The 20,765-nt window shown below is 54.2% G+C and carries 22 protein-coding genes and 1 tRNA gene; 1 reads left to right on the top strand and 22 read right to left on the bottom strand.

Features of this window, described 5'->3' with window-relative positions; all coding sequences use genetic code 11:
* Positions 1 to 19: 19 nt before the first annotated feature.
* The 11 genes from B9L21_RS00780 to B9L21_RS00735 form a co-directional block, all read right to left on the bottom strand.
* Positions 20 to 253, bottom strand: a complete 234-nt coding sequence (locus B9L21_RS00780) for a hypothetical protein (RefSeq protein ID WP_063164799.1) — start codon at positions 251 to 253, stop codon at positions 20 to 22.
* Positions 254 to 341: 88 nt separating this feature from the next.
* Positions 342 to 512: a hypothetical protein gene (locus B9L21_RS17815; RefSeq protein ID WP_225995609.1), complete on the bottom strand. Its 171-nt coding sequence runs from the start codon at positions 510 to 512 to the stop codon at positions 342 to 344.
* Positions 513 to 949: 437 nt separating this feature from the next.
* A complete protein-coding gene (gene eno / locus B9L21_RS00775; protein ID WP_033021489.1) occupies positions 950 to 2,242 on the bottom strand; it encodes a phosphopyruvate hydratase in 1,293 nt (430 codons plus the stop codon).
* Between the two features lie 26 nt (positions 2,243 to 2,268).
* Complete coding sequence (gene gpmI, locus B9L21_RS00770; RefSeq protein WP_063164797.1) at positions 2,269 to 3,804, bottom strand: 2,3-bisphosphoglycerate-independent phosphoglycerate mutase; 1,536 nt, start codon at positions 3,802 to 3,804, stop codon at positions 2,269 to 2,271.
* Entirely contained in the window at positions 3,797 to 4,558 is a 762-nt protein-coding gene (tpiA, locus tag B9L21_RS00765; protein WP_063164796.1) for a triose-phosphate isomerase, read from the bottom strand. Before tpiA ends, gpmI begins: the two co-directional genes overlap by 8 nt.
* Positions 4,559 to 4,619: 61 nt before the next feature.
* On the bottom strand, positions 4,620 to 5,804 hold the full coding sequence (locus B9L21_RS00760) for a phosphoglycerate kinase (RefSeq protein WP_063164795.1): 1,185 nt from the start codon (positions 5,802 to 5,804) through the stop codon (positions 4,620 to 4,622).
* 121 nt (positions 5,805 to 5,925) lie between these two features.
* Positions 5,926 to 6,933: a type I glyceraldehyde-3-phosphate dehydrogenase gene (gene gap, locus B9L21_RS00755; RefSeq protein WP_063164794.1), complete on the bottom strand. Its 1,008-nt coding sequence runs from the start codon at positions 6,931 to 6,933 to the stop codon at positions 5,926 to 5,928.
* Positions 6,934 to 6,977: 44 nt separating this feature from the next.
* On the bottom strand, positions 6,978 to 7,997 hold the full coding sequence (locus B9L21_RS00750) for a sugar-binding transcriptional regulator (protein WP_063164793.1): 1,020 nt from the start codon (positions 7,995 to 7,997) through the stop codon (positions 6,978 to 6,980).
* Between the two features lie 123 nt (positions 7,998 to 8,120).
* A complete protein-coding gene (locus B9L21_RS00745) occupies positions 8,121 to 8,366 on the bottom strand; it encodes a glutaredoxin family protein (RefSeq protein ID WP_063164792.1) in 246 nt (81 codons plus the stop codon).
* Positions 8,367 to 8,399: 33 nt separating this feature from the next.
* The gene (gene rpoN, locus B9L21_RS00740; RefSeq protein WP_063164791.1) at positions 8,400 to 9,707 is read right to left on the bottom strand and encodes an RNA polymerase factor sigma-54; all 1,308 of its coding nucleotides are present in this window, start codon (positions 9,705 to 9,707) and stop codon (positions 8,400 to 8,402) included.
* 195 nt (positions 9,708 to 9,902) lie between these two features.
* Positions 9,903 to 9,974: transfer RNA gene (locus tag B9L21_RS00735), tRNA-Arg, on the bottom strand.
* 344 nt (positions 9,975 to 10,318) lie between these two features.
* Between B9L21_RS00735 and clpP the strand changes: the two genes are divergently transcribed.
* The gene (gene clpP / locus B9L21_RS00730) at positions 10,319 to 10,909 is read left to right on the top strand and encodes an ATP-dependent Clp endopeptidase proteolytic subunit ClpP (protein WP_063167270.1); all 591 of its coding nucleotides are present in this window, start codon (positions 10,319 to 10,321) and stop codon (positions 10,907 to 10,909) included.
* 126 nt (positions 10,910 to 11,035) lie between these two features.
* Here clpP and B9L21_RS00725 read toward each other — a convergent pair whose 3' ends face one another.
* The 11 genes from B9L21_RS00725 to hisH form a co-directional block, all read right to left on the bottom strand.
* A complete protein-coding gene (locus B9L21_RS00725) occupies positions 11,036 to 11,293 on the bottom strand; it encodes an HPr family phosphocarrier protein (protein ID WP_011232533.1) in 258 nt (85 codons plus the stop codon).
* Positions 11,294 to 11,307: 14 nt separating this feature from the next.
* A complete protein-coding gene (whiA, locus tag B9L21_RS00720; protein ID WP_063164790.1) occupies positions 11,308 to 12,270 on the bottom strand; it encodes a DNA-binding protein WhiA in 963 nt (320 codons plus the stop codon).
* 126 nt (positions 12,271 to 12,396) lie between these two features.
* Positions 12,397 to 13,350, bottom strand: coding sequence for a gluconeogenesis factor YvcK family protein (locus tag B9L21_RS00715; protein WP_063164789.1), 954 nt, complete (start codon positions 13,348 to 13,350; stop codon positions 12,397 to 12,399).
* On the bottom strand, positions 13,347 to 14,243 hold the full coding sequence (rapZ, locus tag B9L21_RS00710; RefSeq protein WP_063164788.1) for an RNase adapter RapZ: 897 nt from the start codon (positions 14,241 to 14,243) through the stop codon (positions 13,347 to 13,349). Before rapZ ends, B9L21_RS00715 begins: the two co-directional genes overlap by 4 nt.
* An 18-nt stretch (positions 14,244 to 14,261) precedes the next feature.
* On the bottom strand, positions 14,262 to 14,738 hold the full coding sequence (locus tag B9L21_RS00705) for an NUDIX hydrolase (RefSeq protein ID WP_063164787.1): 477 nt from the start codon (positions 14,736 to 14,738) through the stop codon (positions 14,262 to 14,264).
* Between the two features lie 253 nt (positions 14,739 to 14,991).
* Positions 14,992 to 15,948, bottom strand: a complete 957-nt coding sequence (trxB, locus tag B9L21_RS00700; RefSeq protein WP_063164786.1) for a thioredoxin-disulfide reductase — start codon at positions 15,946 to 15,948, stop codon at positions 14,992 to 14,994.
* 75 nt (positions 15,949 to 16,023) lie between these two features.
* Entirely contained in the window at positions 16,024 to 17,496 is a 1,473-nt protein-coding gene (locus B9L21_RS00695; RefSeq protein WP_063164785.1) for a tetratricopeptide repeat protein, read from the bottom strand.
* A 422-nt stretch (positions 17,497 to 17,918) separates the two neighbouring features.
* Positions 17,919 to 18,560 (bottom strand): bifunctional phosphoribosyl-AMP cyclohydrolase/phosphoribosyl-ATP diphosphatase HisIE, encoded by a 642-nt coding sequence (gene hisIE, locus B9L21_RS00690; RefSeq protein WP_063164784.1) that lies wholly within the window; start codon positions 18,558 to 18,560, stop codon positions 17,919 to 17,921.
* A complete protein-coding gene (hisF, locus tag B9L21_RS00685) occupies positions 18,557 to 19,315 on the bottom strand; it encodes an imidazole glycerol phosphate synthase subunit HisF (RefSeq protein WP_063164783.1) in 759 nt (252 codons plus the stop codon). Before hisF ends, hisIE begins: the two co-directional genes overlap by 4 nt.
* Positions 19,312 to 20,049 (bottom strand): 1-(5-phosphoribosyl)-5-[(5-phosphoribosylamino)methylideneamino]imidazole-4-carboxamide isomerase, encoded by a 738-nt coding sequence (gene hisA / locus B9L21_RS00680; protein WP_063164782.1) that lies wholly within the window; start codon positions 20,047 to 20,049, stop codon positions 19,312 to 19,314. Before hisA ends, hisF begins: the two co-directional genes overlap by 4 nt.
* Positions 20,049 to 20,690 (bottom strand): imidazole glycerol phosphate synthase subunit HisH, encoded by a 642-nt coding sequence (gene hisH / locus B9L21_RS00675; RefSeq protein WP_063167269.1) that lies wholly within the window; start codon positions 20,688 to 20,690, stop codon positions 20,049 to 20,051. The genes hisA and hisH overlap by 1 nt, the downstream gene beginning before the upstream one ends.
* Positions 20,691 to 20,765: the final 75 nt, after the last annotated feature.

The raw sequence follows: 20,765 nt of genomic DNA, 5'->3' as shown, positions 1-20,765 counted from the left end.
TGAGAGGGGCTCATGCCGCTTAAAAAAGAGAGGCCCCATGCCGAAAAGCAAAGATCACCGCGGCCGAAACCGTCAGCACCATTACAGTTTCTCTTGGCGCACCTTTTCTCTCATTAATTAATAACGAACATAAACTAGTAACTATACCCAAAGCACCTGCAATGAAGAAAAGATATTTTATATTGAAATAATCAACACTGACCCCAAAAATAAACTGGGCTACTGGCGTTGATAGCATTGAAATCGCCATCATAATACTATTCACTCTTCCTAGTGAACTACCCCCACTTAATTTTCTAGCGAAAATTTGAAGTGGGGGCTTCCAAAGAAGTTTGACTGCTTCAAGCAATCCTTATTCTTTGAGGCGTGTCCACTTCGCCGCTAGAGCATAAGACACTCAGGTCTACAGCTTTACTTTTCTTTAAGATGTTTAATGCGCCATTGAGTTCTCGAAGAGTCAAGTATTCTTCTTTGGTCAAACCATTTAGCTGTTGTTTGATACAAAAATACATGTTTTCACCTCCCATCTAACTATATGATACTATATTTTACTGAATCTATCCTATTTTCAGCAAAATATAGTTAAGGCGATTCATCTCCCACTTACTCCGCTTCGCTTCGTTGAAGTGAGAGTCTTCTCGCCTAATTAAGATAAACTGTAGGTTGATCTCTTTGTTAACGGAAAATATTGTAATGGAAATTGCTCATCTACAGTCCTTTATTTAAATCCTTAAAGATAACTATAAAAACCCGCCCCGCTCTCATTCGTTTGCTATTGCCAAAAGTTTATCCCTCACGGTTTTTCCCTGAGTTTTAACCGCTGGAAAAAAGCTTGTCACCTCTGTTTTTCGGCCATCATGAAATAACTACATACTCAACAGCCAAAACAAAGAAAAAGCACCTTTCTTGGCAAACAGCCGAAAGGTGCCTGTCATGATTCCGTTAGCGGTTATTTTTTCAAATTGTAAAACGAACGAATGCCTTGGTAAATAGCCGTGTGGCCGAGCTCGTCCTCAATGCGAAGCAATTGGTTGTATTTCGCGACGCGGTCCGTGCGCGACGGCGCTCCGGTTTTGATTTGGCCGGCGTTTGTCGCCACCGCGATGTCGGCGATCGTGCTGTCTTCCGTTTCGCCGGAGCGGTGCGAGATGACCGCCGTGTAGCCGGCGCGTTTCGCCATTTCGATGGCATCGAACGTTTCCGTCAGCGTGCCGATTTGGTTGACTTTAATTAAGATCGAGTTGCCGACGCCTTTTTCAATGCCTTCGGCCAATTTTTTCGTGTTCGTCACAAACAAATCGTCGCCGACGAGCTGCACTTTGCGGCCGAGCCGCTCGGTGAGCAGTTTATGGCCTTCCCAGTCGTTTTCATCGAGCCCGTCTTCGATCGAGATGATCGGATATTTCGAGACGAGCTCCTCATACCAAGCGACCATTTCTTCCGACGTTTTGACGACGCCTTCGCCTTCGAGGTGGTATTTGCCGTCTTCTTTGTTGTACAGCTCGGACGACGCGACGTCCATCGCGAGCATCACTTGTTCGCCCGGTTTGTAGCCGGCTTTTTCGATCGCTTCGATGATCGTTTGCAGCGCTTCTTCGTTCGATTTCAAGTTCGGGGCGAAGCCGCCTTCGTCACCGACTGCCGTGTTGTAGCCTTTTGCTTTTAGCACCGCTTTTAAGCTGTGGAAAATTTCCGCGCCCATGCGCAGCGCTTCGCGGAAGCTTTCCGCACCGACCGGCATGATCATGAATTCTTGAATGTCAACGTTGTTGTCCGCATGCGCGCCGCCGTTTAAAATGTTCATCATTGGCACCGGCAGCGTTTTGGCGTTAAAGCCGCCCAAGTATTGGTACAGCGGCAGGCCGAGTTCGTCCGCTGCCGCGCGGGCGACGGCGAGCGACACGCCTAAAATGGCGTTCGCGCCAAGTTTCCCTTTGTTTTCCGTGCCGTCAAGTTCAATCAACGCGCGGTCGATCGCCACTTGGTCGGTGACTTCTAAGCCGATGATCTCCGGTGCGATCACTTCGTTGACGTTCTCCACCGCTTTTAATACCCCTTTGCCGAGGTAGCGGTTTTTGTCGCCGTCACGCAGTTCAACGGCTTCATATTCCCCGGTTGAGGCGCCGCTTGGCACGAGCGCCCGGCCGAAGCCGCCGTCTTCCGTGTATACTTCTACTTCTACGGTTGGGTTGCCGCGCGAGTCGAGCACTTCACGCGCATACACATCAATAATCGCAGACATATCGACACTCTCCTTTTTGATGGTTGTTATTTCAAGATTAACGTGTTTCCGGTCATTTCTTTCGGCTGCGGCAAGCCAAGCAAATCGAGCATCGTCGGCGCCAAATCGCCTAAAATGCCGTCTTTGCGCAGCTCGATGCCATGTTTAGTGACAATCACCGGCACCGGATTCGTCGTGTGGGCCGTTTGCGGCTTGCCATCTGGCGTCAACACTTCATCGGCGTTGCCGTGGTCGGCGGTGATGATCGCGATGCCGCCTTTGGCCAAAATGGCATCGACCACTTTGCCGAGGCACTCGTCAACGGCTTCCACCGCTTTGATCGTCGGTTCGAGCTTGCCCGAATGGCCGACCATATCCGGGTTGGCGTAGTTCAAAATAATCGCGTCATATTTATCGGCTTCAATTTCCTTAAGCAGCGCGTCCGTCACTTCATACGCGCTCATTTCCGGCTTTAAGTCGTACGTTGCCACTTTCGGCGAGTTGATCAAAATCCGGTCTTCGCCCGGAAACTTCTCTTCACGGCCGCCGCTCATGAAAAACGTCACGTGCGGATATTTTTCCGTCTCGGCGATGCGCAATTGGCGCAAGCCGTGCTGCGACAACACTTCGCCAAGCGTGTTGTCGAGGTTCGTCGGCTTGAACGCCACGTACCCTTTCACCGTTTCACTGAAATGCGTCAAGCAGACAAAAAACAAATTTTTTGGATGCCTCGGGCCGCGATCAAACTCACGGAAATCTTCGTTCGTGAACGTGTTCGAAATTTGGATCGCCCGATCGGGGCGGAAGTTGTAAAAAATGATCGCGTCGTTGTCTTGAATCGTCGCCACCGGCCGGCCGTCTTCACGGACGATGACCGACGGCAGGACGAATTCGTCGTAAATGCCATGCTTGTACGAATCTTCAATGCACTCGAGCGGATCGCGGTACGTCGGGCCTTCGCCGTACACCATCGCCTGATACGCTTTTTCCACGCGGTCCCACCGCTTGTCGCGGTCCATCGAGTAGTAGCGGCCCGATAACGTCGCGATTTCGCCGACGCCATATTCCTTGATTTTTTCCTGCAGTTCTTTGATGTATTGCGGCGCCGTTTGCGGGCCGACGTCGCGGCCGTCCAAAAAGCCGTGGATGTACACGCGCTTCACGCCTTCTTTCGCCGCTAAACGCAGAAGGGCGTACAAATGATGAATATGGCTGTGCACCCCACCGTCGGAAAGCAAGCCAAACAAATGCAAGCTCGTCCCATGCTCTTTCACATGGTTCATCGCCGCCAAAAACGTTTCATTGCGGTCAAACTCGCCTTCGCGAATGGCGATGTTCACCCGCGTCAAGCTTTGGTAGACAATGCGGCCGGCCCCGATGTTCAAGTGTCCGACTTCCGAGTTGCCCATTTGCCCTTCCGGCAGCCCGACCGCCTCGCCGCACGCTTTCAATGTCGCATGCGGATACTCGTTCCAATAGCGGTCAAAGTTCGGCTTCTTCGCTTGGGCGACCGCATTGCCGTACGTTTCCTCGCGCAGCGCAAACCCGTCCAAAATGATGAGGGCAACCGGTTTTTTACTCATGGCGCCCCGCCTCCACGAGCTGCAGGAACGAAGCCGGCTCGAGGCTCGCGCCGCCGACTAACGCGCCGTCAATATGCTCTTGAGCCAGAAAATCGCGGATGTTGTCCGGCTTGACGCTGCCGCCGTATTGGATGCGGATCGCTTCTGCCGCATCGCTGCCGAACAGGCGGGACACGACCGAACGAATATGGCCGCAAACCTCATTCGCGTCTTCAGCGGTTGACGATTTGCCCGTGCCGATCGCCCAAATCGGCTCGTATGCGATAACCGCTGCCTTCACTTGGTCCGGCGTCAATCCCGCGAGCGCTTTTTCCACTTGTGAAGCGACGACGGCATTCGTCTGCCCGGCTTCCCGTTCTTCGAGCGTCTCTCCGCAGCAAATGATCGGCACAAGACCGCGGGTGAAAGCGGCCAACACTTTTTTGTTCACCGTCTCATCCGTCTCGGCAAACATTTGCCGGCGCTCGGAATGGCCGAGGATGACATACGTAACGCCGAGGTCTTTGAGCATGACCGGGCTCACTTCGCCGGTGTACGCCCCTTGGTCGGCAAAATGCATGTTTTGCGCCCCGATTTGCAAATCGGTGCCGTTTGTATTTTGCACTAACCGCTCCAAAAACAAAAACGGCGCACAAATGACGGAATCGACTTCCGCTCTCGGCGGTACAAGCCCTTTCACTTCCTCGACAAACTGAACGGCTTCCGCCAACGTTTTATGCATTTTCCAGTTGCCTGCAATGATCGGTTTTCTCATCGTTCACCTTTCCTTTCGCTAAGCGGCGTCCGCCGCCATTCGCCCCATTGGGCGCGATCGGTCATTTGTCGTTTAACGCCACGACCCCTGGCAGCTGCTTGCCTTCCATAAACTCAAGCGAGGCGCCGCCGCCCGTGGAAATATGGTCCATTTTGTCCGCCAAGCCGAATTTTTCAACTGCCGCAGCCGAGTCCCCGCCGCCGATCACTGAGTATGTATCCGCAGCTTCAGCGAGCGCTTCGGCGACTGTTCTCGTCCCATGGGCGAACGTCTCCATTTCAAAGACGCCCATCGGGCCGTTCCAAACGACAAGCTTGGACTGGCGAATGACATCGCGGTACAATTCCCGCGTTTGCGGACCGATGTCAAGCGCCTCCCAATCGCTTGGAATCGCGTCAATCGGCACGACTTTCGTATTGGCGTCGTTGGCGAACCGATCCGCGACGACAACGTCAACCGGCATGTAAAAACGGACGCCTTTTTCTTTCGCTTTTTCCATAAACGATTTCGCGAGCTCGATTTTATCTTCTTCAAGCAGCGACTTGCCGACGTCATGGCCGAGCGCTTTCACAAACGTATACGCCAGCCCGCCGCCGATGATCAAGTTGTCGACTTTATCGAGCAAGTTGTCGATGACGCCGATTTTGTCTTTCACTTTCGCGCCGCCGATGATGGCCGTAAACGGGCGATCCGGATTCGAGAGCGCCTTGCCGAGCACTTCAATTTCTTTTTCCATTAAAAACCCAGCAACCGCTGGCAAGTGATGGGCGATCCCTTCCGTTGACGCGTGAGCGCGGTGGGCGGCGCCAAACGCATCATTTACGTACAGGTCGGCCAGTTCCGCAAACGCCCGGGCAAGTTCCGGATCGTTTTTCTCTTCGCCAGGGTAAAAACGGACGTTCTCGAGCAAGAGCACATCGCCTTCATGTAAGTTAGCGACCGCTGCCTTCACTTCATCGCCGACCGCTTCGTCCGTTTTCACGACCGGGCGCCCAAGCAATTCGCCAAGCCGTTTAGCGACTGCATCGAGACGAAGCTCCTCGACGACTTTTCCTTTCGGGCGTCCGAGGTGGCTCGCTAAAATGACTTTCGCCCCATGTTCGATCAAATACGCAATCGTCGGCAGCGCCGCGCGAATGCGCGTGTCATCAGTAATCGCGCCCGCTTCCATCGGCACGTTAAAATCGACGCGGCAAAAGACGCGCTTCCCTCTCACCTCAACGTCGCGGATCGTCTTCTTGTTCATCGTTCTGGCCCCCTTTGGTCACAGTTTTGGCAAAGGAAAAGGAGTGGGGATCATTTCCCCGCTCCCCTCCATTTTCCTATTATAGACTTGAATGAATGGAAAACTCAATGCCAAGCTGGCCTTATAGTCCTTTGGAAGCAATGTAGGCAGCCAAATCGACAACGCGGTGCGAATAACCCGTTTCGTTGTCATACCACGAAACGACTTTCACCATTTTGCCTTCGAGCACCATCGTCGACAGCGCGTCGATCGTCGACGACGCCGGGTTGCCGTTGTAGTCGCGCGAGACGAGCGGCTCTTCGTTGTAAGCTAAAATGCCTTTTAACTCACCTTCCGCGGCCGCTTTCAACGCCGCGTTCACTTCTTCGACCGTCACTTCTTTTTCCAGTTCAGCGACCAAGTCAACGACCGATACGTTCGGCGTCGGTACGCGCATCGCCATGCCGTTTAATTTGCCTTTCAGTTCCGGCAGAACGAGTGCGACAGCTTTGGCTGCGCCCGTTGTCGTCGGGATGATCGATTCTGCCGCAGCGCGGGCCCGGCGCAAATCTTTATGCGGCAAGTCCAAAATTTGTTGGTCGTTCGTATACGAGTGAACGGTCGTCATCATGCCGCGAACGATGCCGAATTTTTCGTGCAGCACTTTCGCAAACGGCGCCAAGCAGTTCGTCGTGCACGAAGCGTTCGAGATCACATGATGGTTTTTCGGATCGTATTTGTCTTGGTTGACCCCCATGACGATCGTAATGTCTTCGTTCGTTGCAGGAGCGGAAATAATGACTTTTTTCGCGCCAGCTTCCAAATGTTTCGCGGCGTCTTCACGTTTCGTGAAGCGGCCAGTCGATTCGACGACGATCTCAACGCCAATCTCGTTCCATGCTAATTGCGCTGGGTCGCGTTCCGCTTTGACGATAATTTCTTTGCCGTTGACGACCAAGTTGTTGCCATTGACCGACACTTCGGCATCAAGCTGGCCATGGACAGAGTCGTATTTCAGCAAATGCGCAAGCGTGTTGGCATCGGTTAGATCGTTGACCGCCACCACTTCGATGTTCGGGTTTTTCAACGCCGCGCGGAACACGTTGCGCCCGATGCGGCCAAATCCGTTAATCCCAATTTTTACTGTCATCGTGTTTTCCTCCTTGCAATGGATAATTGTATCGGCAAGGGACGTTACTCCCCTACTAACGCTTTGGCGGCGCCTTCGTCCGTCACCAAGAGCGAATGCGGCGCCCGCTTTATGTACGCCCGAATGGCTTTCGCCTTCGAGGCGCCTCCAGCGACGGCGATGACATGTTCAACATGCGGGAGGTTTTCAAGCTGAATGCCGACCGTTTTCACTTTGTGAACGACATCGCCATGTTCGTTGAAATAATAACCAAACGCTTCCGCGACCGCATGGCGGGCGATGATGTTTTCCATCTCCGCAGGCGGCGTCTTCCGCCGTTTCGCCATCGTCACCGCTTCGCCGATGCCATGGACGACCATGCGGCACGACTGAATGAGCTCAAGCACTTCTTTCACCGCCGGTTCTTCAATGAGCGATGCGTATGCCTCACCGCTCAGCTGGTCAGGCACATGCAGCAACCGATAACGTCCGGACGCTTTTTCCGCCATTTTGGCGCAAATCGTGTTCGCTTGGTTTTCAACATCTTCACCAAGCCCGCCGCGCGCCGGCACGAACAGCACATCATGCAGCTTCGCATCCGGTGTCATCATCTCTGCGACCGCTGCCATCGTCGTTCCGCCAGCTACAGCGACAATATCTCCAGGCCGGAGATGCTCTTTCATGCAGGCGACACACGCTCTTCCCATTTCTTTTTTTACCCAAGGAGAACGGTCGCTATCCCCGGCGACCACCACCACGCGGGCCACGTTCAACTGCTGTTTCAGCGCCGTTTCCAATTCCTTGAGCCCAAGCGCTTCCCGCATCAAGTCATTAAGCGTGTGAAGCAGCGCCTGCCCTTCCTCTGTTAACCGCATGCCTGACACATCGGCGGAAAGCAAGTTTTGCCCTTTCAAAAACTCGGTTTCCGATCGAAGCACCCGCTCGCTCATGCCGAGGCTCGCCGCCAGCGCCCGCCTCCCGATCGGCGCCATAAGTGAAATGGAATGCAAAATTTGATATCGTTTTTGCATAACGTCAAGCAAGTCAGGCAATAATTTTTTTTGTGCCTCTAATAACGGTTGCATCGGCCCTTTCTCCCCGATCGAACTCAGGGACATCATACGTCCCGGTGTGACATATTATGTCCCGCCAGTCGATAAAAAATTCCTCCCGCGCCATTTTCATTATAGCAGGAGGAAAGGTGGTGTTCAACTTTTTTGCGCCTGCCGCAACCGCTTTCTCACCGTTTCTTTTTCAATCATCCCGTAACCGATTTCTTCGCCGTTGAGTTCCACCACCGGAATCATCAACTGGTATTTTTCAAGCAGCGCATCATCTTCATAAATATCCAACTCTTCGATCGTAAACGGAACGTCCGCCTGCAGCTCCATCAACACCGCCTTGGCTTTTTCACAAAGCGGGCAGTTCGTTTTTGTATACAAACGGATGTGCATCAGTTTCTTCCTCTCTTCCATCTTATGCATGATTTACAAATTCGTGTATTGCTTCCGCTTCGCCGAGGACGGAATGCGCAGCTGCTCGCGGTATTTCGCCACCGTTCGCCGCGAGATGGCGATGCCGTGCCGCTCGTGAAGCAAATCGGCGAGCTGCTGGTCGGAAAGCGGCGCCTGCGGATCTTCGGCTGCGATCAACTCTTGGATGATCGCTTTCACTTGAGTCGACGAAGCGGCCTCATCTGTCGCATCGGCGGTAGCCGCGCTCGAAAAAAAGCGGCGCAGTTCGATCGTGCCGAACGGCGTTTGCGCATATTTATGGCGCACCGCACGGCTCACCGTCGATTCGTGCACCCCCAGTTCCTCGGCCACCTCGCGCATCGTCATCGGTTTGAGCGCGGAAAGCCCGAATTCCAAGCACGGGCGCTGGCGTTCCACGATGACCGCCATTAGCTGAAGCAGCGTCTGCTTGCGCTGTTCAAGGCTTTTCGCAAGCCACGCAAACTGCCGGTATTTTTCTTTGATAAACTGTTCGGCCTGCCGGTCGCCGGATGCGGCAATGCGCTGCTCGTACCCCCGGTTCCAACCAAGCTCCGGATAGATGTCATCATTGTAAACGACCATCCAGTCCCCATCCGCCCCCCTGGCGACGATCACATCCGGCACCACCAAAGGCGGCTTGTCGCTCGAATAGTGAATGCCCGGCCGCGGCTCGAGCGAGCGAATGAGCTCAAAGACGCGCTGCAGCTCGCCAAGGCCGACGCCAAGCTGCTTGGCCAGCGTTTTCCACGACTTTTCCGCAAAGGGGACAAAATGGTAGCGGACGATCCTTTCCGCCAGCTCGTCGCGCTCCGGAAGGCGCTCCAGCTGCAAACGAAGGCACTCGGCCAAATCACGCGCCCCAACTCCCGGCGGGTCGAGCGACTGAACGAGGCGCAGCCCCCGCTCCATCTCCCGTTCCGACGCAGAAAATTGCGCCGCCAGCTCAATGAGCGGGACACGCAAATAGCCGTCCTCATCAAGCGAAGCGATGAGACAGCGAACGATGCGCTCATCCCGGTCGGCCAGCTTGAGCGAAGGCAGCTGAGAAAGCAAATGGCCAACGAGCGTCTCCTGCCGGGCCCCGATGTTCTCCAGCCACTGCTTTTGATCCCGTTCGGCCCGATGAGCCCGCTGCCGCACCCGGCTGCGGCGAATTTCCAAAAACGGGTTTTCCAACGACCGCTCATATAAAAACGCTTCCAAATCCATCGCGGAATACTGCAGCAATTCAATCGCCTGCACGAGTTCTTTCGTCAGCGACAACTGCAGCCGCTGCTCCTGCCTTAACTCCGCCCTCATCGTCACGCCCCCCTTTTCTTTTTATTGTACACGACGGGAAGGGGAGGAGGTAGGAGAAATTTTTGACGGCTGCCTGCAGGCAAACGGACGAAGGGAACTAAAAACACCCCCTTCTTCTGACCCTATGTAGCGATCAAAACGAAAAACGACCGCAAACGCGGTCGTACTGAAAAATGATAGATCCTATACGCTTAGCGCCCTCGGCAGGATTCGAACCCACGCTAAGAGAACCGGAATCTCTCGTGCTATCCACTACACTACGAGGGCATCATATGCTGTTGTTTTTGCTGCTTCGTTCCGTTGCATGTTCTATTATAGCAGGATCACACCAAAATGCAAGAGGAAAAATGAAATAAAAAAGAGGAAAAATTGGACAGCTATTCCTCGCGCCATGTTTATCCTTTTTGCCGCCATCGCCAACAAAGGCAGCAGGAGAAACAGTGGTTTAAAAACTGAAAAAGCGGTTATGATGAAAAGAGGGATGTCCGCCGCTGTTCGCGAATATGTATATAGATGAATGGGAGAAGGCGTTTTGTTTGACCTTCATTGACCATTCATGTATGATTAAGGCGTACATAGAGATCCTTATGATGGAAAAGGAGGCGTTTGGCATGTATTTAATCCCGACTGTCATCGAACAGACGAACCGCGGGGAGCGGGCGTACGACATTTATTCACGGCTGCTGAAAGACCGCATTATTTTCCTTGGCAGCCCGATCGACGACCAAGTGGCGAACTCGATCGTGTCGCAGCTGTTGTTTTTGGCGGCGGAAGACCCGGAAAAAGACATCTCTCTTTACATTAACAGCCCGGGCGGCTCGATCACAGCTGGCCTGGCGATTTACGACACGATGCAGTTCATCAAACCGGACGTATCGACAATTTGCATCGGCATGGCCGCTTCCATGGGGGCGTTTTTGCTTGCCGCCGGTGCGAAAGGGAAACGGTTCGCCTTGCCAAACAGTGAAATCATGATCCACCAACCGCTCGGCGGCGCCCAAGGGCAAGCGACGGAAATCGAAATCGCAGCGAAGCGCATTTTGTTCTTGCGCGACAAATTGAACCGCATTTTATCGGAAAACACCGGCCAGCCGATCGAAGTGATCGAGCGCGATACGGACCGCGACAACTTTATGACCGCGCAAAAAGCAATGGAATACGGCATCATTGACCGCGTGCTGACGCGCGCTGATGAAAAATAAGGCATGCACACGTTGGCAGAACCGCTATAGAGCTGCGCCTGCACCGACATTGACGAAAAAAGGCTGCTTCCGACAAAAACGGAGCAGCCTTTTCCATTCCTTTCCCCGCCAGCCCCACACGCTGCTTTACTTTTCCTTTTGCACATAGGCGGCGAGCTTTTCGATCGCTTCTTGCTCATCCGGACCGTCGGCAATGAGCGTGATCACCGCTCCATGGCCGATGGCGAGGCTCATCAAGCCCATAATGCTTTTCGCGTTGACCCGTTTTCCGTCTTTTTCCAAAAACACATCAGCGGAAAAACGGTTCGCTTCTTGGACGAACAACGCCGCCGGGCGCGCCTGCAGCCCGGTTTTTAATTTCACTTCCACTTGTTTTTCCACCATTCTCCATCTCCCCTTTACAGCGATTTATGGAAATCGACCGGCTTTCCAGCCCGCAGCCGCTCCGCGATCTCATCAATTTTGCGCAGCCGGTGGTTGATGCCGGATTTGCTGATTTTTGCGCCCGTGACCATCTCACCGAGCTCCTTTAAGGTGACATCTTGGTGCTCGATGCGGAGTCGGGCAATTTCGCGCAGCTTCGCCGGCAGTGAATCAAGGCCGATCGTTTCATCGATGTAGCGGATGTTTTCCACTTGGCGGAGCGCAGCGCCGATCGTTTTGTTTAGATTGGCCGTCTCACAATTGACAAGCCGATTGACGGAGTTGCGCATGTCGCGGACGATGCGAATGTCTTCAAAGCGGAGCAGCGCCTGGTGAGCGCCGACAATATTTAAAAACTCCGCGATTTTTTCCGCCTCTTTTAAATACGTAATAAACCCCTTTTTCCGTTCCAACGTTTTTGCATTTAAAAAAAAGTGACTGTTCATTAATTCACATAGCGACCGATTATGTTCCTCATACAGCGAAAAAATCTCTAAATGATATGAGGACGTTTCCGGGTTGTTGACCGAGCCGCCCGCCAAAAATGCGCCGCGCAAATACGAACGCTTGCAGCACTTTTTCTTGACGAGCTCCGGAGAAATATCGTGGACGAACGAAAAATCGCCGTTCCAAATATAAAGCTCGCGAAGCAACGGAGCCGCACCGTCGGTAATGCGCACGATATATACGTTATTTTTCTTCAAACGCATTTTTTTGCGGACAAACAGCTCAACGGCGACATCATACCCTTTTTTCAGCAGCGTATAAATGCGCCGGGCAATCGCCGCGTTTTCCGTTTGGACATCGACCGTCATCCGCCCGCCGGAAAACGACAGCGAACCGTTCATGCGCAACAGCGCCGACAGCTCTGCCCGCAGGCAACAGCGTTTCACTTCGAGATTGGTCAATTCTTTTTTCGTTTCTGACGCAAAGGACACGTCGCTCCACCTCCATTCATTCCCCGCATCGGCCGGTTGGAGGTGTCGAAACCTCGGCGCGGCCATCTGCCGCCGCCTTACTCCGGCGCTTCATCCTTATGTCTCCCCAAACCGCTTCGCACGTGCCTAGCGGCGGGAAAGCAGCCCAAGAAGAAGAGCGGCGACTTTCGCTGTATTATGACGAATGACCCCATCTTCATACGTAACAATATCCTCGCGAATGACTTGGATGTGAAGTCCGCTGCTGTCGTCACGCACCGGCTCGGCCCGCTCCTCCTCGTAACGGCGGCGAATCGCTTCCGGAATCGCCCCGCTGTTGACGATCACCGCATCTAAAAACGGGCGGCCAAGGTGGCTGTGAAGCGCCTTCACATGATCGCTCACCGTATAGTGCGGCGTCTCGCCGGCTTGGGTCATAATGTTGCATATATATACTTTTTTCGCCTTTGCTTTGCATACTTCCTGCCCGATTTTCGGCACAAGCAAATTCGGCAAAATGCTCGTATACAGGCTTCCCGGTCCGATGACGATCAAATCGGCACGGCGGATGGCGGCGATCGTCTCCGGCAGCGGTTCAATATCTTCCGGGGTTAAAAACACTCTCTTAATTTTTTTTCCCGCATTCGGAATTTTGGATTCGCCGGACACAATCGAACCATCTTCCATTTCAGCATGCAAAACGACACTTTTGTTCGCCGCCGGCAGCACTTGGCCGTGCACGTTCAGCACTTTGCTCATTTCACGGATCGCCTTCATAAAATCGCCGGTGATCGAGGTGAGCGCCGCTAAAATTAAATTGCCGAGCGAATGGCCGGATAAGCCGTTGCCGTTTTGAAAGCGATGTTGAAACAGCTCGACAATGAGCGGTTCGACATCAGACAGCGCCGCCAGCACGTTGCGGACATCCCCAGGCGGCGGGACGCGCAGCTCATCGCGCAGCCGCCCGGAACTTCCCCCGTCATCGGCGACAGTGACAATAGCGGTCAAGTCGAGCTCGTATTGCTTCAGCCCCCGCAACAAGACAGGAAGCCCGGTGCCGCCGCCGATGACAACCATTTTGGCTGCTTGTTCGTCCCTCATCGATGCGCTTCCTTTCTCCTCTCCATGTCCCGGTGCGAGACAACCGTTTTATAATCGGCAGAAAAATGGCGGGCGATGTATTCCGCCAGCGCCACCGAGCGGTGCTGCCCGCCCGTGCAGCCGATGGCAATCACCAGCTGGCTTTTCCCCTCGCGCTGGTAATATGGCAGCATAAACGCCAACAAGTCAAGCAACTTTTCTAAAAATTTTTGTGTTTCTCCCCATTTTAGCACATACGATGACACTTCGTCATCAAGCCCGGTTTTCGGGCGCATGTGCTCAATATAATGCGGGTTCGGCAAAAAACGGACATCAAACACTAAATCAGCGTCTATCGGGATGCCGTACTTAAATCCGAACGACATGACGTTGACCGTAAACCCAGACTGCGCATGCGACGAAAACTGGCGGACAATTTTTTCGCGCAGCTCGCGCGGCTTGAGTCCGGTCGTATCATAAATGATTTGCGCCCGCCCTTTGATTTCTTCAAGCAACTTCCGCTCGAGGCGGATCCCTTCAAGCGGCGGTTCGTTCGGCGCGAGCGGGTGCGTCCGCCGCGTTTCTTTGTAGCGGGCGACAAGCGTCGAGTCTTGTGCGTCCAAAAACAAAATTTGCGGCACGATCCACGCCTGCTCGGACAATTCGTCCAACGCGGCGAACAAATGATCAAAAAAGTCGCGGCTGCGCAAGTCCATGACGAGCGCGACTTTATTCATTTTATTCCCGGACTCTTTCACAAGCTCCAAAAACTTCGGCAATAGCGTCGGCGGCAAATTGTCAACGCAAAAAAAGCCGAGATCTTCAAAACTTTGAATCGCCACCGTTTTCCCCGCTCCGGACATGCCGGTAATAATCACGAGCTGGATCGGTTGCACCGTCCCGTTTTGCCCCATCTCCTTCTCTCCTCTCCGTTAACTCGGATCAAGGCGATACGAAAGCAGCTCAAATTCCTCCGTATACACAAATGCGCCGTACATCATTCCTTGACCTTTTAAGGCGTAGTCTAAAATATGGTAGTCACCTGGGGCCATTGGCAGCGCCGAAAGCGTCTCGACATCGTGCCAAGCGAGCGTTCCCTCTTCGGAAGACGCGACATTTTCACCGATAAAGTCCTCCGCGAAAAAGGTAAACATCATCCATTCAGACACCGTTCGCTCCCCGTCTTTGATCACGACGGTAAACACCCCTTTCAGCTGCGGGTGTTTTAAATAAATGCCCGTCTCTTCCCGATATTCGCGAATGCACGCTTCACGCACCGTCTCGCCGGGCTCCATTTTGCCGCCCGGGGCGACCCACCAGCCCCGTTTCGGCTTCTGCAAAAGCAACACCCGGCCGTCTTTATATAATACGCAATTCGTTACCCGTTGCAATTTCTTCACCCCAAACATGGCACAAACACATCCATCATCATTTCCATTTTACCATAAATCCATAAATAGTTAAGCCACTCCCGCCGACAAACCGTCGGAAACGAAGCGCCAAGGGACAAAAAAGAAGCGTGGGAAAACGCCCACGCCAATCCATAAAGATCTATATAAAAGGGGGTCAATTACTTACTTATAGCATACGACAACTGTGTTGCATTCGTGTTACAGCTGGATTAAATAACCATTACGGTTTCGTTGCGGTTTGATTACCGGCTCAGCTAACCCCTTGCGTATTCAATTTTTCTTTCAGTTCCTCGACGTAATGTTGGGCACTTTGCGCGGCGATGCTGCCGTCGCCGGTCGCCGTGACGATTTGCCGGAGCGTTTTTTCCCGCACATCACCGGCAGCGAAAATGCCCGGCACTTTCGTTTCCATTTTCTCGTTCGTGACAATATAACCGTTTTCGTTCGTGATACCAAGATTGACAAACGGCTTGGAGAGCGGCACCATCCCGATGTAAATAAAGACGCCGTCGCACGGGAATTCGCGCTCTTCCCCGGTCTCGGTATGGACGAGCGTCACGCTGCCGACTTTGCCATCCTTTTCATTGATTTGTTTCACTGTATGATTCCAAATAAAATCGACTTTTTCATTGGCAAACGCCCGGTCTTGCAAAATTTTTTGCGCCCGCAGTTGATCGCGGCGGTGAACGATCGTCACTTTATTGGCAAAACGGGTCAAATAGACGCCTTCTTCGACCGCCGAGTCGCCGCCGCCGACGACGACCAAGTCTTTTCCTTTGAAAAATGCCCCGTCGCAAACTGCACAATACGAAACGCCGCGGCCGCCAAGCTCCGCTTCCCCTGGCACGCCGAGCTTTTTGTATTCGGCGCCGGTGGCGATAATCACCGCGCGCGCTTTATACTCTTTGTCGCCGACAACGACCGTTTTATACGCCTCGCCGTCGATAATTTCTTTGACATCGCCGTAGGCGTATTCCGCTCCGAACTTTTTCGCATGTTCAAACATTTTTGTCGCCAATTCCGGCCCTAAAATCGTTTCAAATCCCGGGTAGTTCTCGACTTCCTCCGTATTGACCATTTGCCCGCCCGGCACGCCGCGCTCGATCATGAGCGTCGACAAATTGGCGCGTGACGTATACACAGCCGCCGTCAGCCCCGCCGGCCCGGCTCCGGCAATAATGACGTCATAGATTTTTTCGTCTGCCACAACGTCCACTCCTTCGCTCGATAATCACTCCATCTCCATCGTATAAAAGTCCGTGTACGGCGTCTATTGATTTGCTCACGACCATAGTCGGCGCACTTTTTGCACGTACTTTTGCACGGTCGCCGCGGAAACGCCGTATTTCGCCGCCATCCCTTTTTGCGTCACATGTTCCCCTTGCTGCTGGCGCCAAACATATTCGATCGCTGCCGCCCATGCAGCGCCGTTCGCAAACGGTTCACCTTGGGCTGACGGGTGAACAGCCACGGCGAAGGCGAAGCGGCAGAGCGCCTCCTTTTCCTCATTATTTGCCAAAAGCACATCGATCATGCGGCCGATCTTCGCCGCCCAAGCGGATCGCCCGTCATCCAGCCCGAACAAAAACGAATCGATAAACGGGCGCAGACGCGGATCGGCCGGCAAGAGGCGGCAGACAGCGAGCGCCAACGCGGTCTTTTCCGCTTGCGGCGAGCGGCTGAACAAATACAATCCAGACAGCCGGTCAGCCAGCTCCTCCCCCTCAAACAGCTGAACAATGCGGAGAAGCGCTTCATCGAGCAGCGTCGGAGCGGCCCACGGCTCCTCGCCGCGCTTTTCTGGATGAAGGGCAGTGAGCGTTTCCCATACTTGCCGGGCTAACGATTCATGCCCGGTATGATACGCGGCGTAAGCGAGCCAGTAGTAAAAGGGGCCGTCACCCTCAAAACCGTTTTTATACAGGCGATACAACCAGCGAAACGCCGAGTCGAACCGCCCGACAAGAGCAAAAGTAGCCCCAAGCTTATATTGGTGTTCGCGGAAAAACGGGTAGAGGGAAGCCAACATCTCGCAAAGAGCAGCCACCTGTTCTTGGTCATGCAAGTGATAGGCGAAAACGAGCGCGTTGCAAAGCGCATGCAAATTGCCGGGATCGCGCCTCAGCACGTCAAGCAGCTTTTGCTTCGCCTTCTCCACGTCGCCGCTGTAAAAATAGGCAAGCGCCAAATTGTTGTGCGCCGACCAAAATTCCGGGTATCGGGAAACGATCGCCTCTAACGCCTCGATCGCTTCGGCAAACTGCTCTTGCTCAAGCAAATGCTGGGCCCGCTCCTGCATGGTGATCAGCTGCTCTTGCTCTTCGCTTACATCGTGGCGGTCGAGTTTGAGCAGCTCCAACAAATCAGCGGCGTCATCAGCGAACTCCCCGTCCGGTTCATATGTCAAATACTGTTCCGCATATTTCGCCGCTTCACGGAACAAGCCAAGACAGGCCAAATTGTTCGCCAAAAAATAAAAGCAATCATACATCGTTTCATCTAAATCATGAAGAATTTTGATCAACCATTGATTGGAAAATTGATATTCGCCAAGCTCGGACAACACAAGAGCCAGCTGCAAGGCGAACGATGCATCGCGCTCATCGAGCCGGACAGCGCGTTCCAAATATTTCCTCGCTTTATGGAGGTCGCCCCGCTCGTATGCCTTCATCCCTTTTTTAAAAAAATAATCCGCACTTTGGATAAACGGTACAATCATTGCTTTTCGTGATGATCGCTTCAGTTGTTTTCCCATTCTGTCCTCCGTCGTCCGTAACATTCGTCGAACAACAGTATACCACACTGGCGGCGGAAACAAGCAAAAAACTTTCAACCTAACGCGCCTGCCAATCCGATCATCGAACGGCGCGAATGTTCGTGATGCGATACTAGTCGATGAAACGGCATGCGCCGGCTGCGCCTCGGCCTGACCGACCAATCATTCAGCGGATGACAAAGGCGGCGCACCTGGCAACGGCAATGGCATCGGGAGCTGACCATCGGCTTGGTTTCCCTATCCGCTCTTCTTATAAACAGCCACCGACCATGCAATAAACTTTTGCACGATCAAAAAGGATGCCCATGCACACCGCTTATGGAAACAGACTATGGATCCAGCAGCTGTGTGACGGGCATCCTCTTTTCATTCCAAAAGCGAACGGTCCTCCCGTTCGCTCGTCACCCTTTCGCTTTTGTTTTTTGCGCATGCCGCTCAGCAAGCGTCGCCAGCACCGCGTCAAGCGGCAGTTTTTGCTCGCGCAAAAGCACAAGCAAATGGTACAACAAATCGGCCGCTTCCCATTTCAGCTCCTCGTGGCTTCGGTTTTTCGCCGCGATGATCACTTCGGCCGCTTCTTCGCCGACCTTTTTCAAAATTTTATCGACGCCTTTTTCAAACAAATACGTCGTATACGCTCCTTCCGGCCGTTCGGCGTCGCGCTGGGCGATGATTTGTTCCAGCTCATGCAAAATCGCGAACCGGTCGGCCGCCGGCGTGCGCGCTGCGCCGTCAAGCGAGCGGGAAAAGCACGAATACGTCCCCGTATGGCACGCCGGACCCGCCGGCTCCACCAACACGAGGAGCGTGTCGGCGTCGCAGTCGTAGCGGATGTCGACCACCCGCTGCACGTTTCCCGACGTCGCCCCTTTATGCCATAACGCTTGGCGCGAGCGGCTGTAAAACCACGTTTCCCCCGTCTCGAGCGTTTTTTCGAGCGACTCTTGGTTCATATAGGCGAGCATGAGCACTTCTTTGCTTTGTGCATCTTGAACGATCGCGGGCACCAGCCCGTTGTCGTCAAAGCGAATGTCCGTTCTCATCGAACGTTGACCCCTCTCTCTTTTAAGTACGCCTTCACTTGACCGACCGATGTCTCTTTGTAATGGAAAATCGACGCCGCCAGCGCCGCGTCTGCTTTTCCTTTTTCGAACGCTTCCCAAAAATGCTCGGCCTTGCCGGCGCCGCCCGAGGCGATGACCGGAACCGGGACCGCTTCGCTCACCCGCCGCGTCAACTCGAGGTCAAAACCGTTTTTCCCGCCGTCGGCATCCATGCTCGTCAGCAAAATCTCCCCGGCGCCAAGGCGCACCGCCTCGTTCGCCCAGGCGACGACTTCCCATTCTGTTGCGTTGCGGCCGCCGTGCGTATAGACGCGCCATGACTGAAGCGTGTCATCGTATTTCGCATCAATCGCGACGACGATGCACTGCGAGCCGAAAAAGTCCGCCCCTTCGGTCACTAATGACGGGTGAAGCACCGCGGCCGTATTGAGCGACACTTTGTCCGCGCCCGCGCGCAACATGCGTTTCATATCGTCAAGCGAATGAATCCCCCCGCCGACCGTAAACGGAATGGCGAGCTGGGCGGCGACGCGCTCGACGACATCGACCATCGTTTTCCGCCCTTCGTGCGAGGCGGAAATGTCCAAAAACACGAGCTCGTCCGCCCCTTGCTCATCGTACGCCTTCGCCAGCTCGACCGGGTCGCCGGCATCGCGCAGCTGCACAAACTGCACCCCTTTGACAACGCGGCCGTCTTTTACGTCCAAGCACGGGATGATGCGTTTCGTAATCACCGCTCGTTCACCGCCTTTACCGCTTCCGCGAGCGTAAATTGGTTGGTGTACAGCGCCTTGCCGACGATCGCCCCGCCGATGCCTTGACCGGCGTATTCGCGAAGGGCGCGCAAATCATCAAGCGAGCGCACGCCTCCAGAGGCAATCACTTCTTTTCCCGTCGCCTCCGCCAAACGGACCGCCGCAGCGATGTTTGGCCCCGACAGCGTGCCGTCGGTGGCAATATCGGTGAAAATAAACGTCTCCGCCCCCGCCTCGGCAAGCATCCTTCCGAGCTCTTCCGCTTTTACATTGGATGTCGCAAGCCAGCCTTCTGTCGCCACAAAGCCATCGCGGGCATCAATGCCGATCACGATGCGGCGGCCGTATGTTTGTAGCATCTTTTTCACAAACGGCGGGTCGGCAATCGCCGCGCTTCCTAAAATGACGCGGGCGACGCCGCGCTCCAAATAGTAGGCGACATCGTCCTCGGTGCGAATGCCGCCGCCGACTTGGACGTTCACCGAAAGCTGGCGGGCCGCTTCAATCACAAACCGGTCGTTGACGCGCCGCCCTTCTTTCGCCCCATCTAAATCGACCATATGAATCCACTCCGCCCCTTGGGCGGCGAACTGTTCGGCCATCGCGACCGGCGAATCGCCGTACACCGTTTCTTTATTGTAATCGCCTTGCAGCAGGCGGACACATTTGCCGCCGCGCATATCGATCGCCGGATAAATCGTAAACGATGCCATCAACCATTCTCCCTTCCTGTGGCGATGCCGACATAGTTGCGTAAGATGTGCATGCCGACCGCGCCGCTTTTTTCCGGGTGAAACTGTGTGCCAAACACGTGGCCGCGCCCGACGACCGCTGGGACGTCGACATCGTACTCGCTGCTGGCGAGCACGACCTCTTCGTCACCCGGGACGACGTAATACGAATGGACAAAATACACATGCCCTTCCTCGACACCGTCAAGAAGCGGCGACGGACGATGAAAGCGAAGCTGATTCCAGCCCATGTGCGGCACTTTGTACGGCTCGCCGTCGTCCGTCACGCCCGGAAAGCGGACGACGCGGCCGCGAAGCAGCCCGAGCCCTTTTGTCGGCCCGTTTTCCTCGCTTTCGTCAAACAACAACTGCATCCCTAAACAAATGCCGAGCAACGGCGTGCCGTTTTCAGCCGCCGCGCGGATGAAATCGGCCAGCCCGGTTTCACGCAAAATGTGCATCGCATCGCGGAACGAACCGACGCCGGGCAAAATGAGCCCGCGCGCCTGCGCCAGCTCCTCGTTGTCACCGCTCACGATATACGGGCAGCCGAGCCGCTCGAGCGCTTTGCTGACGCTGTATAAGTTGCCCATGCCATAATCGATGATCCCGATCATCGTCATCCCATTCCTTTCTTCGCTGATCCATGCCATCCCCTTGTTCAATGAACAACGGTATGGCGGCATGCTTTTCACGGC

Origin of the sequence: Geobacillus uzenensis, assembly GCF_002217665.1 — a bacterium.
Classification (GTDB): domain Bacteria; phylum Bacillota; class Bacilli; order Bacillales; family Anoxybacillaceae; genus Geobacillus; species Geobacillus subterraneus.
This window is presented reverse-complemented; position numbering and strand designations above follow the sequence as displayed.

Excerpts from the sequence above, each read along its gene's own strand:
- B9L21_RS00780 (WP_063164799.1), bottom strand. The coding sequence starts at position 253 with ATGATGGCGATTTCAATGCTATCAACGCCAGTAGCCCAGTTTATTTTT.
- B9L21_RS17815 (WP_225995609.1), bottom strand. The coding sequence starts at position 512 with ATGTATTTTTGTATCAAACAACAGCTAAATGGTTTGACCAAAGAAGAA.
- eno (WP_033021489.1), bottom strand. The coding sequence starts at position 2,242 with ATGTCTGCGATTATTGATGTGTATGCGCGTGAAGTGCTCGACTCGCGC.
- gpmI (WP_063164797.1), bottom strand. The coding sequence starts at position 3,804 with ATGAGTAAAAAACCGGTTGCCCTCATCATTTTGGACGGGTTTGCGCTG.
- tpiA (WP_063164796.1), bottom strand. The coding sequence starts at position 4,558 with ATGAGAAAACCGATCATTGCAGGCAACTGGAAAATGCATAAAACGTTG.
- B9L21_RS00760 (WP_063164795.1), bottom strand. The coding sequence starts at position 5,804 with ATGAACAAGAAGACGATCCGCGACGTTGAGGTGAGAGGGAAGCGCGTC.
- gap (WP_063164794.1), bottom strand. The coding sequence starts at position 6,933 with ATGACAGTAAAAATTGGGATTAACGGATTTGGCCGCATCGGGCGCAAC.
- B9L21_RS00750 (WP_063164793.1), bottom strand. The coding sequence starts at position 7,997 with ATGCAACCGTTATTAGAGGCACAAAAAAAATTATTGCCTGACTTGCTT.
- B9L21_RS00745 (WP_063164792.1), bottom strand. The coding sequence starts at position 8,366 with ATGCACATCCGTTTGTATACAAAAACGAACTGCCCGCTTTGTGAAAAA.
- rpoN (WP_063164791.1), bottom strand. The coding sequence starts at position 9,707 with ATGAGGGCGGAGTTAAGGCAGGAGCAGCGGCTGCAGTTGTCGCTGACG.
- clpP (WP_063167270.1), top strand. The coding sequence starts at position 10,319 with ATGTATTTAATCCCGACTGTCATCGAACAGACGAACCGCGGGGAGCGG.
- B9L21_RS00725 (WP_011232533.1), bottom strand. The coding sequence starts at position 11,293 with ATGGTGGAAAAACAAGTGGAAGTGAAATTAAAAACCGGGCTGCAGGCG.
- B9L21_RS00715 (WP_063164789.1), bottom strand. The coding sequence starts at position 13,350 with ATGAGGGACGAACAAGCAGCCAAAATGGTTGTCATCGGCGGCGGCACC.
- rapZ (WP_063164788.1), bottom strand. The coding sequence starts at position 14,243 with ATGGGGCAAAACGGGACGGTGCAACCGATCCAGCTCGTGATTATTACC.
- B9L21_RS00705 (WP_063164787.1), bottom strand. The coding sequence starts at position 14,738 with ATGTTTGGGGTGAAGAAATTGCAACGGGTAACGAATTGCGTATTATAT.
- B9L21_RS00695 (WP_063164785.1), bottom strand. The coding sequence starts at position 17,496 with ATGGGAAAACAACTGAAGCGATCATCACGAAAAGCAATGATTGTACCG.
- hisIE (WP_063164784.1), bottom strand. The coding sequence starts at position 18,560 with ATGAGAACGGACATTCGCTTTGACGACAACGGGCTGGTGCCCGCGATC.
- hisA (WP_063164782.1), bottom strand. The coding sequence starts at position 20,049 with ATGGCATCGTTTACGATTTATCCGGCGATCGATATGCGCGGCGGCAAA.
- hisH (WP_063167269.1), bottom strand. The coding sequence starts at position 20,690 with ATGACGATGATCGGGATCATCGATTATGGCATGGGCAACTTATACAGC.